This is a genomic window from Aliiroseovarius sp. (assembly GCF_030148435.1).
GTDB lineage: Bacteria > Pseudomonadota > Alphaproteobacteria > Rhodobacterales > Rhodobacteraceae > JASBTN01.
On the sequence record NZ_JASBTN010000010.1, the window covers coordinates 23,739 to 29,971 of the forward strand.

A 6,233-nucleotide genomic window follows, 5' to 3' on the forward strand; every position below is an offset into this window, starting at 1 on the left:
CCCTGATCGAATCAAGAACTGGGGGATAGACGTGTCGCACCCGGCGCTCACTCCGCGGCCATTGACCCAGGCCGCTATCGACCTGTCTCCCAAGGCAGGGTATCTGCTGTTGCTGGCGCTGCTGTTTCTCGGCGCGTCCTGGGCGGTGCCGATGGTGCTGGCGCAGATCGGGCTGGGGCTTGTCGGGGGGACTTTTCTGGCGCTGACGCTGATGGTCGTCGGATTGGCTCATCGGTTCCGACATGCGCGCGGGGAACTGTTCCGGACTGTCTCTGCTTTCGTCGAACATGATGCCGCGCCCAGTTTCACCACCGATGCGGATGGCCAGATCGGCTATCAGAATGCCGCAGCGGTCGAGCGGTTCGGTGAAAAGGGGGGCGAAACCCTGACCTCCGCCTTCGGGGATCTCTTCGCCTCGCCGGCGGCGGTGCTGTATCGGCTGCAGAACAAGGCCCTGGCCAAGGGTTCGGCATGCGAGGATGTCGTGCTGCGCCGCGGCCACATGCGCCTGTCCGTTCACCTTGTGGGCGAGGACGGGTATCTCTGGCGGCTCGAGGACATGGGGGACCGTGGCCCGGCGGGGCGCACCGGTGAGAACATCAGCCTGCCGATGATGACCGTGTCGCGTTCCGGCACGATCCTGTTCATGAACGAGGCTTTGCGACGCCTGCTGGGCGGGCGCGAAACGACCCTGGACCGTGTGTTTACAGATCTGCCGGTCCGCGCGGGGGAGGTGATGCGGGTGGCCGGCAAGGAGGGTCCAGTGCGCGCCATGGTGGCGGAAATCTCCAGTTCCGCCGGCCGTCGGGAGCTCTACCTTCTGCCGGAACCGCAGACTGCAATGGTCAAGCCGGGCGAGTGGGGGGTAGTAGACGGGTTGCCAGTTCCTCTTCTCAAGCTCGGATCCGAGGGCGACATCCAGATGGCCAACCAGCGCGCCCGCGCATTGTTGAATGACCCGGATGCCGTGGGCACGCTGCTGTCCGAACAGGTCGAAGGTCTGGGGCGGCCCGTATCCGAGTGGCTGCGAGAGGCCAACTCGGGCCGCCACCTTGGCCGGTCCGAGATAGTGCGTGCCAGCAAGCCCGACGATGAGGTGTTCCTGCAGATTTCCCTGGGGCAGGTGGTTGAGGTGAACGGGGTGTCCCTGGTCGCGGTCCTGCATGACGCGACTGAGCTCAAGACGCTCGAAGCTCAGTTCGTACAGAGCCAGAAGATGCAGGCGATCGGCCAACTGGCGGGCGGGGTTGCGCATGATTTCAACAACCTTCTGACGGCAATTTCGGGTCACTGCGACCTGCTGCTTCTGAACCATGATGAGAGTGATCCGGAATTTGCCGACCTCGCGCAGATTCACCAGAACGCCAACCGCGCCGCCTCGCTTGTCGGCCAGCTCCTTGCCTTCTCGCGCAAGCAGACGCTGAGGCCGGAAAAGGTCGACCTAACCGATAGCCTTGGTGATCTGACCCACCTTCTGAACCGTCTGGTCGGTGAGAAAGTCTCGTTGGATTTGAGCCACGACAATGATTTGCTGCCGATCCGTGTGGACCGGCGGCAATTGGATCAGGTGTTAATGAACCTGGTGGTGAATGCACGGGACGCGATGCCTGACGGGGGCAGGATTCGGATCGAAACCCGCAACGTGGTCCTCGACACGCCGCTGGAACGGGACAGGGCCAGCGTCCCGGCAGGGGACTATGTGACGGTTCGGGTGATCGACCAGGGCACTGGTATTCCGGCGGACAAACTGACGAAGATTTTCGAACCCTTTTTCACAACCAAACGCGCCGGGCAGGGCACGGGGCTGGGACTGTCCATGGCCTACGGAATCGTCAAACAGACCGGCGGCTTCATTTTCGTCGATTCCGTGCCTGGCCAGGGGACGACATTCTCGCTCTATTTCCCGGTCTATCAAGATGGCGCGGGCGCGCAGGCCCCTTCAGGCCAGACTGAGCACGCTGCCGCACCCATGGTCCCGGACCAGAAATGCGACCTGACTGAAGATGCGCCGGTGCCATCGACGCCCGGGGCGCTCCCCCCCGGCAGGCTTGACCCCGATCCCGACCCGCGGGCGGAGGACGCGGCGCTGCTGACGACCGTCACGCACGCTGCCAGGCTACGAAAAGACGGACAGCCCGAAGTCTCTGTCTCCCCGAGGTTCCAGTCTCCAGCCGACCTGATCCGCGCACCTGTTTTGCCGAACCCGACCCATGAGCCGATGTCTGATGGCGGGATCGTCCTGCTGGTTGAGGATGAGGCGCCGGTGCGGGCCTTTGCCTCGCGGGCGTTGCGCATGCGCGGCTATACGGTTCTGGAGGCCGAAAATGCCGAAGAAGCCTTGAAAACACTCGAAGACACCACGCTGAAGGTGGATGTTTTCGTGACTGACGTGATCATGCCGGGCATGGACGGGCCGACCTGGGTGAACAAGGCGCTGGAGGACCGTCCTGGTGTGCGAGTCGTTTTCGTCTCGGGCTACGCCGAGGACAGCGTGGCCGAACACCAGGCGCGAATTCCCAATTCGGTGTTCCTGCCCAAGCCCTTCTCCCTGTCGGAGCTTACGGAAACCGTGCATCGCCAGTTGCACTAACGCTATTTGTCTTGAAAAAGCCGGTCAATTTCCTCGCGCCGGAGCGTTTATACCAAAAGGACAGAGAACCGTTAACTATTTGGTCACCATTCTTACGCAGAGTGATTTTCATAGGTTTTACTTGAAATGTTCTCTAATTGATCTCATAACATGAGAACGAGGCAAGAACATCAGCCGTCATTGCCGACCCCGGTCGGCTATGGGATAAGGGAAGAAACAATGGCAATTGCGGACCTGCTCGACATGGACAAGAAGCGCGACAGCGATAAACAGAAAGCACTGGATTCGGCCCTGGCCCAGATTGAACGCCAGTTCGGCAAGGGGTCGATCATGAAACTCGGCGCCGACAATCCGGTGGCGGAGATCGAGGCAACCTCGACCGGCTCGCTGGGCCTGGATATCGCGCTGGGGATCGGCGGGCTGCCCAAGGGCCGCATTGTCGAGATTTACGGTCCGGAAAGCTCGGGCAAGACGACCCTGACACTGCATTGCGTGGCCGAGGAACAGAAGAAGGGCGGCGTCTGCGCCTTCGTCGATGCCGAACACGCGCTGGACCCGCAATATGCCCGCAAGCTTGGCGTGGACCTGGACGAACTCCTGATCTCGCAGCCCGACACCGGTGAACAGGCGCTGGAGATCGTCGATACGCTGGTGCGTTCGGGCGCGGTGAACATGGTGGTGGTGGATTCGGTGGCTGCATTGACGCCGAAATCGGAACTGGAAGGCGACATGGGGGACAGCAATGTCGGTGTGCAGGCCCGTCTGATGAGCCAGGCGATGCGCAAGCTGACCGGTTCGATCTCACGCTCGAACTGTATGGTGATCTTCATCAACCAGATCCGCATGAAAATCGGCGTCATGTTCGGCAGCCCGGAAACCACCACCGGCGGTAACGCCCTGAAGTTCTACAGCTCGGTACGTCTGGACATCCGCCGCATCGGCGCGATCAAGGACCGCGACGAGGTGGTCGGCAACGCAACCCGCGTGAAAGTGGTGAAGAACAAGGTCGCGCCCCCGTTCAAACAGGTGGAATTCGACATCATGTATGGCGAAGGCATCTCGAAAATGGGCGAACTCCTGGACCTGGGGGTGAAGGCCGGCGTGGTTGATAAATCCGGCGCCTGGTTCAGCTACGGTGACGAACGGGTCGGGCAGGGGCGTGAGAACGCCAAGACCTTTCTGAGGGAAAACCCGCGTGTCGCCCTGGAGATCGAGGACAAGATCCGCGCCGCCCACGGGCTCGATTTCGAAATGCCGCCGGGTTCGGCGGAAGATGATGACGGGCTGGTCGAAGCCTGATCGGCAAACATTACGCGAAGGCCGGGCAACTGCCCGGCCTTTTTGCCTGTGCGGCTGGGGCAACAGCCTGTGGACAGTGCCCCTGTGCCCTTGTAAACCAAGCCGAACGCCCATCAGAGACAGACGACCATGGCCAGCCTGAACGACATCCGCTCGACCTTTCTGAACTATTTTGCCAAGAACGGCCACGAGGTGGTGGACAGTTCCCCCCTGGTGCCGCGCAACGACCCGACGCTGATGTTCGTCAACTCGGGCATGGTGCAGTTCAAGAACCTGTTCACCGGGGTCGAAACCCGCGACTACAAACGTGCGACCACTTCGCAGAAATGTGTGCGCGCCGGTGGCAAGCACAACGACCTGGACAATGTGGGCTATACCGCGCGCCACCATACCTTCTTTGAAATGCTGGGAAATTTCAGCTTCGGTGACTATTTCAAGAAAGAGGCGATCCCCTTCGCCTGGGAGCTGATCACCAGGGAATTCGACATCCCGAAAGACAAGCTCTACACTACTGTCTATCACACCGATGACGAGGCGTTCGAGATCTGGAAGAAGGTCGGCGTGCCGGAAGACCGCATCATCCGCATCGCCACCCATGACAACTTCTGGCAGATGGGCCCGACCGGTCCCTGCGGCCCCTGCACCGAAATCTTCTATGACCACGGCGAGCACATCTGGGGTGGGCCTCCGGGCAGCCCGGAGGAAGATGGCGACCGTTTCATCGAGATCTGGAACATCGTCTTCATGCAGAACGAGCAGTTCGAAGACGGCTCGATGATCGACCTCGAGATGCAGTCGATCGACACAGGCATGGGGCTGGAACGGATCGGCGCGCTTCTGCAGGGCAGCCATGACAACTATGACACCGATCTGTTCAAGTCCCTCATTGAAGCCTCGGCCCATGCGACCTCGACCGATCCGTTCGGCGACAAGAACGTGCACCACCGGGTGATCGCGGACCATCTGCGGTCCACGTCGTTCCTGATGGCCGACGGGGTCATGCCGTCGAACGAGGGTCGCGGCTACGTTCTGCGCCGCATCATGCGCCGCGCCATGCGCCACGCCCACCTTCTGGGCGCGAAGGATCCGGTCATGCACCGGCTGGTGCCCGCGCTGGTCGGTCAGATGGGCCAGGCCTATCCTGAACTGGGCCGAGCTCAGGTGATGATCGAGGAAACCCTGCTGACCGAAGAAACCCGGTTCAAGGCCACTCTGGAGCGCGGCCTGAAATTGCTGGACGACGAGCTGGTCGACATGCCCGAGGGCGCTAACCTGCCCGGCGAGACCGCATTCAAGCTCTATGACACCTACGGATTCCCGCTTGACCTGACTCAGGATGCGCTGCGCGAAAAGGGCCGCGGCGTGGACACCGACGGGTTTGACGCGGCGATGGAAGAACAGAAAGCCAAGGCGCGCGCCGCCTGGTCAGGTTCGGGCGAGCAGGCGGATGCGACCGTCTGGTTTGACCTGGCCGAGGAAAAGGGCGTGACCGAATTCCTGGGCTATGACACCGAACATGCCGAAGGGCAGATCGTGGCCCTGGTCGCCGGTGGGGACGCGGTGGACACGGCCAGCGCCGGGGACGAGGTGCAGATCGTCGTGAACCAGACGCCCTTCTACGCCGAAGCCGGTGGCCAGGTTGGCGATACCGGATTGATCCGCACGGAAAGCGGCTCGGCCAAGGTTACGGACACCAGGAAGGTGGCGGGCGTGTTCATCCATTTTGCCACCGTCGATGAGGGCGAGATCGCGGCCGGGCAGGGCGCCGAACTGGCCGTCGATCACCTGCGCCGCACGGCGATCCGTGCCAACCACTCGGCCACCCACCTGCTCCACGAGGCGTTGCGCGCCGAACTGGGGGAACACGTGGCACAGCGCGGCAGCCTGAACGCGCCGGATCGCCTGCGTTTCGACTTCAGCCACAACAAGGGGCTGAGCCGGCAGGAGCTGGACAATGTCGCGATGGAGGTGAACGCCTATATCCGCCAGAACACGGCGGTGGAAACCCGGATCATGACCCCGGATGACGCGCGCGATCTTGGCGCGCAGGCGCTGTTTGGCGAGAAATACGGCGACGAGGTTCGGGTCGTGTCGATGGGCCATGCGCCGACCGGCAAGGGCACGGACGGGCAGACCTATTCGATCGAGCTCTGCGGCGGGACCCATGTGAAACAAACCGGTGACATCGGGCTTTGCGTGATCCTCGGCGACAGCGCGTCCTCGGCCGGGGTGCGCCGGATCGAAGCGCTGACCGGCAAGGCGGCTTTTGCCTACCTCGAAGAGGAAACCAAACGCGTGGCCGAACTGGCCGGGGTGCTGAAAGCGCAACCCGGCGAGCTGGTGG

3 protein-coding genes are annotated in these 6,233 nt (G+C 62.2%); all 3 read left to right on the plus strand.

Going from position 1 to position 6,233, the window contains the following annotated elements:
* The first annotated feature begins 61 nt into the window (after window positions 1-61).
* Window positions 62-2,590 carry a PAS domain-containing sensor histidine kinase gene (locus Q1V43_RS02305; RefSeq protein ID WP_300513519.1) on the plus strand — a complete coding sequence of 843 codons (2,529 nt, stop codon included), beginning with the start codon at window positions 62-64 and terminating at the stop codon, window positions 2,588-2,590.
* Between the two features lie 219 nt (window positions 2,591-2,809).
* The gene (gene recA, locus Q1V43_RS02310) at window positions 2,810-3,889 is read left to right on the plus strand and encodes a recombinase RecA (RefSeq protein WP_300513521.1); all 1,080 of its coding nucleotides are present in this window, start codon (window positions 2,810-2,812) and stop codon (window positions 3,887-3,889) included.
* A 129-nt stretch (window positions 3,890-4,018) separates the two neighbouring features.
* Window positions 4,019-6,233: alanine--tRNA ligase (gene alaS, locus Q1V43_RS02315; protein WP_300513523.1), on the plus strand; the 2,215-nt coding region annotated here is incomplete at its 3' end.

Excerpts from the sequence above, each read along its gene's own strand:
- recA (WP_300513521.1), top strand. The coding sequence starts at position 2,810 with ATGGCAATTGCGGACCTGCTCGACATGGACAAGAAGCGCGACAGCGAT.